Annotated in this window: 3 protein-coding genes; 2 read left to right on the top strand and 1 reads right to left on the bottom strand. The window is 39.1% G+C overall.

Translation table 11 applies throughout. From position 1 onward, the window contains the following. Nucleotides 1-112: 112 nt before the first annotated feature. Nucleotides 113-901 (bottom strand): SDR family oxidoreductase, encoded by a 789-nt coding sequence (locus tag CBW18_RS21130; protein WP_088303355.1) that lies wholly within the window; start codon nucleotides 899-901, stop codon nucleotides 113-115. A 258-nt stretch (nucleotides 902-1159) separates the two neighbouring features. Here CBW18_RS21130 and katG point away from each other — a divergent pair, with 258 nt between their 5' ends. Next, complete coding sequence (gene katG, locus CBW18_RS21125; RefSeq protein ID WP_088303354.1) at nucleotides 1160-3436, top strand: catalase/peroxidase HPI; 2277 nt, start codon at nucleotides 1160-1162, stop codon at nucleotides 3434-3436. Between the two features lie 101 nt (nucleotides 3437-3537). Further along, nucleotides 3538-4038, top strand: a complete 501-nt coding sequence (locus CBW18_RS21120) for a GNAT family N-acetyltransferase (RefSeq protein WP_088303353.1) — start codon at nucleotides 3538-3540, stop codon at nucleotides 4036-4038. Nucleotides 4039-4589: the final 551 nt, after the last annotated feature.

Raw genomic sequence — 4589 nt, 5'->3', positions numbered from 1 at the left:
AATCTATAGTTTTAGTAGCCTTTTTTTGGTTCGTTAATAACTTATTTTAATATATGGGATAATGTATACCTGGGTTAAAATTTCAAGTAGAAGTGTGGTATGATTAAAATAGCTATACCTTATATATACCAGCAGCCATTTTTTCTATAAAGGCTTTTGGCAGAAATCTATTGGCATAAACACTGACCATATTAGTTAAGCCCGGAACAATTTCTGATTTCTTGGCAAGCATGCCCTTTATTGCAATCCTGGCCACTTCATCCGGTTGCATATTAAATTTTTCTGCCATCTTACTAAAGGCATCTAATCCCGCCCGGTGTGCAAACCCGGTATCTACAGGACCGGGGCTTAAACAGGTAACTGATATGGATGTATTTTTTAATTCAAATCTCAACGCGCGTGAAAAAGAAAGCACAAAAGCCTTCGTTGCAGAATAAATGGCAAGTGTAGGTACAGCCTGATATGCCGCCGTACTGGATATATTCAGAATGTAAGATTGTTTTTCTTTGATAAGCGAAGGTATAAGGAGGTGACATAAAGAGACCAGCGTATCCATATTTAACCGGCACATTTCCATTTGAGCCTGAAGGTCTAAATCTTTAAACTGTCCCCATTGCCCATAACCAGCATTATTAACTAGGGCATTAATACCATAATTTTTATCAGTAATCCAATCTGATACTACTTTAGGTGAAGTTGGAATACTTAAATCAATTGCCAAAAAATCAGTTGCTATACCATATTGTATTTTAAGATCATGACCAAGTGAGGCCAGTTCTTCAGCAGATCGTGCAACAAGTAACAGGTTAAAACCTTTCTTAGCCAGTTCTGTCGCAATTGACCTGCCGATGCCTTTGCTTGCTCCCGTAATTATGGCATAAACCTTTTTCTGTTCCGTCATCGATTTTTTAAAATATACTGTCATGCAAATATGCTATATAAAGATTAAATCCTGACTTATTCTGGATAATTCATTACAATGTTTTTGTGATTGGTGCAATGCAGTATATTAACAGCATTTGAAAGTAACTGAAACATGGATAGATTTTGACTATGGAAATATAGAATTATTCGATTGTGATTTCTGAAAAGGAACCTTTAACTTTAAAATTATAATTACCCTTGAATAAACATAATTCAAATAGCAAAACATAAGAAAATGGAAAAAGATTCAAATGATATCAGCAAATGCCCGTTTCATAATGGAAGTATGAAACAGAATGTTGGGGGCGGCGGAACCAGAAACCACGACTGGTGGCCAAATCAACTAAAACTAAACATTCTGCGACAAAATTCATCCCTATCAAATCCATTGGATAAAGATTTTGATTATGCTGAAGCTTTTAATAGTCTTAATCTGGAAGAGGTAAAAAATGACCTGAAATCATTAATGACTGATTCACAGGATTGGTGGCCGGCAGATTTTGGTCATTATGGTGGATTATTTATCCGCATGGCCTGGCATAGTGCAGGTACCTATCGCGTTGGAGATGGCCGTGGTGGAGCCGGTGCTGGTTTGCAGCGTTTTGCGCCATTAAATAGTTGGCCTGATAATGTGAGTTTAGATAAAGCCAGAAGATTACTTTGGCCGATCAAGCAAAAATATGGGAATAAAATTTCATGGGCAGATTTAATCATCCTGACCGGGAATGTTGCCCTGGAATCAATGAATTTCAAAACCTTTGGCTTTGCTGGCGGGAGGGAAGATGCCTGGGAAGCAGATGAATCAGTTTATTGGGGATCAGAAACAACCTGGTTAGGTGGTGATCTTCGATATGGACATGGTTCGGATGGTGCCGATAAGGCACATGGCGTATTGGTAAGTGATGATGATGCTGACGGAGATACCCATTCCCGTAATCTCGAAAAACCACTTGCAGCGGTACAAATGGGTTTGATTTATGTAAATCCTGAAGGGCCAGATGGAAATCCTGATCCGGTATTGGCGGCTAAAGATATCCGTGATACTTTCGGCAGAATGGCCATGAATGATGAAGAAACAGTAGCCCTGATTGCGGGTGGACATAGTTTTGGAAAAACGCATGGTGCTGCTTCTGCAGATCATGTGGGTAAAGAACCTGAAGCCGCTGGAATTGAAAGCCAGGGATTTGGATGGGATAACAGCTATGGAAGCGGTAAAGGTGCAGATACGATTACCAGCGGACTTGAGGTAACCTGGACAACCACACCAACTCAATGGAGCAATAATTTCTTCGAAAATCTTTTTGCCTATGAATGGGAATTAACCAAAAGCCCTGCTGGGGCACATCAATGGATAGCCAAAAACGCAGAAGCAATTATTCCTGATGCTTATGATAGCAATAAGAAACATCTTCCATCAATGCTGACCACAGATATTGCTTTGCGTTTTGATCCCGAATATGAAAAAATCTCCAGACGCTTTCTGGAAAACCCTAATGAATTCGCTGATGCTTTTGCGCGTGCCTGGTATAAATTAACACATCGGGATATGGGCCCAATAAGCCGTTACCTGGGCCCTGATGTACCTCAGGAAGAGTTGCTTTGGCAAGATCCCATTCCTGCAGTAAACCATGCATTGGTAAGTGATAGCGATATTGAAATATTAAAGTCGAAATTATTATCTTCAGGCTTGACCGTATCTGAGTTAGTTTCTGTTGCTTGGGCTTCGGCTTCCACTTTCCGTGGTTCAGATAAACGTGGAGGTGCCAATGGTGCAAGAATACGCTTATCGCCACAAAAAGATTGGAAAGTAAATAACCCAGCTCAATTGCAGAAAGTTTTGAATGTTTTAGAGGGCATTCAGCAGGAGTTTAACAGCGCGCAGCTTGACGGAAAAAAGATATCTCTTGCCGATTTGATTGTATTAGCGGGGAATGCTGGTGTTGAGAAAGCTGCAACGGAAGCAGGATATTCAGTTACAGTTCCTTTTACCGCAGGGCGGATGGATGCTTCGCAGGCACAAACAGATGTGGAATCATTTGGTTATCTGGAGCCGTTAGCTGATGGTTTTAGAAACTACCGTAAATCAAAGTCATCTGTTTCAACAGAAGAATTATTGATTGATCGGGCACATTTACTTACTTTAACAGCACCTGAACTTACAGTTCTGGTAGGTGGTTTACGTGTTTTAGATACTAATTTTGATGGTTCTAAAAGTGGTGTGTTTACTTATACACCAGGAAAGCTCACCAATGAATTTTTTATAAATTTATTGGATATGAACACCTCATGGAAAGCGAGTTCTGAAGATAAAGAAACTTATTTGGGCAGCGACCGGACTACAGGACAACCAAAGTGGACGGCCAGTCGTGCAGATTTAGTATTTGGTTCCAATGCTGAACTCAGGGCAATTGCTGAATTATATGCAAGTTTCGATGGGAATGAGAAATTCGTGAAAGATTTTATAAAAGCCTGGACAAAGGTGATGAATCTTGATCGATTCGATATTGCTTAATATTTAATAACTTAAATTATTTAAAGGATGCCGCTACGGTATCCTTTTTTGTTTCAGAACTATTTTTCTACATTCGTTTTCACTTCAGGTTAAAATAGTCTATGGCCATTATCTATCAAAGCAATCGAATTGTGATCCGCGAATTCTTACCGTTAGAAAATTCCTTGTTTTGTTCATTTTTCGATGATGAGCAGGTTACGCAGTATTTGCCACAATTGCTGCCAAACGAATATAAAAACTTATTTGATGTTGCAATAAAGGATTATCAGCTCGGACCATTTGGGCGCTGGGGGATATTTGATGCTGAAAACCATGATTTTATGGGTAATTGCCTTTTCAGGCCTTTTATCGAAATTCCCGGACAAATGGAAATCGGATACAGTTTAGGTAGATCATATTGGGGTAAAGGCATTGGTACTGAAGTCGCAAAAGCACTTGTATGTTATGGATTCGCTAATACCAATTCGGACGAAATTGTAGCACTGACAGATGTAAGAAACATAGGCTCGCAGAAAGTCCTTAAAAATTCTGGTTTTAAACAACTAGAAAATATAGTTAGGAAAGGAATAGCGCTTAATTATTTTCTTATTCAGCGCAGTTAACCTCTTTGTTATGCCTATAGATTATGAGTTTACATTCGGATTAATACCCAAGAACTTGCATGCTGCTTAATTTAGGCTTCTTTCTCACCTATATATTATGGAGTAAATGGCTTCCTCACTTTCCCGCTAAAGCATCTCGAGCTATAAACCATAAGTTTTCGTTCTTCGAATAATCCTTTACATTCGCGATTAACCTTTCAACCTCCCTACAGCCAAAATAAAATCACCATTACCGTCTCTATGTTCTCTATGCCTATATGGTTTAACATAACTTGATCCGGTCTTCTTTCCTGAAAACCGCCCTTGCAAACACTCCTGATTTAAAAATGTTTTATTTATTTTAATTTTTTATGGATGATTTACAGTGGGTTATGTTTTTAGGGAGAAAAAAGGGTTGGGATGGGTTTGCGGGGGTATGATTTTTTGCTACCTTTGCATCCCGCTTCGGAGGAAAGGGCTAGGGTTGAAAAGCGTGTTGATGATGAGTGTAAGGGGATAAAGGGAGCAGAAATTATTTCAAATAAAATTTGCGGAAGTAGAAAAGATCATTA

The sequence above is a fragment of the Pedobacter sp. AJM genome, from assembly GCF_002197755.1.
Taxonomy (GTDB): domain Bacteria; phylum Bacteroidota; class Bacteroidia; order Sphingobacteriales; family Sphingobacteriaceae; genus Pedobacter.
This window is presented reverse-complemented; position numbering and strand designations above follow the sequence as displayed.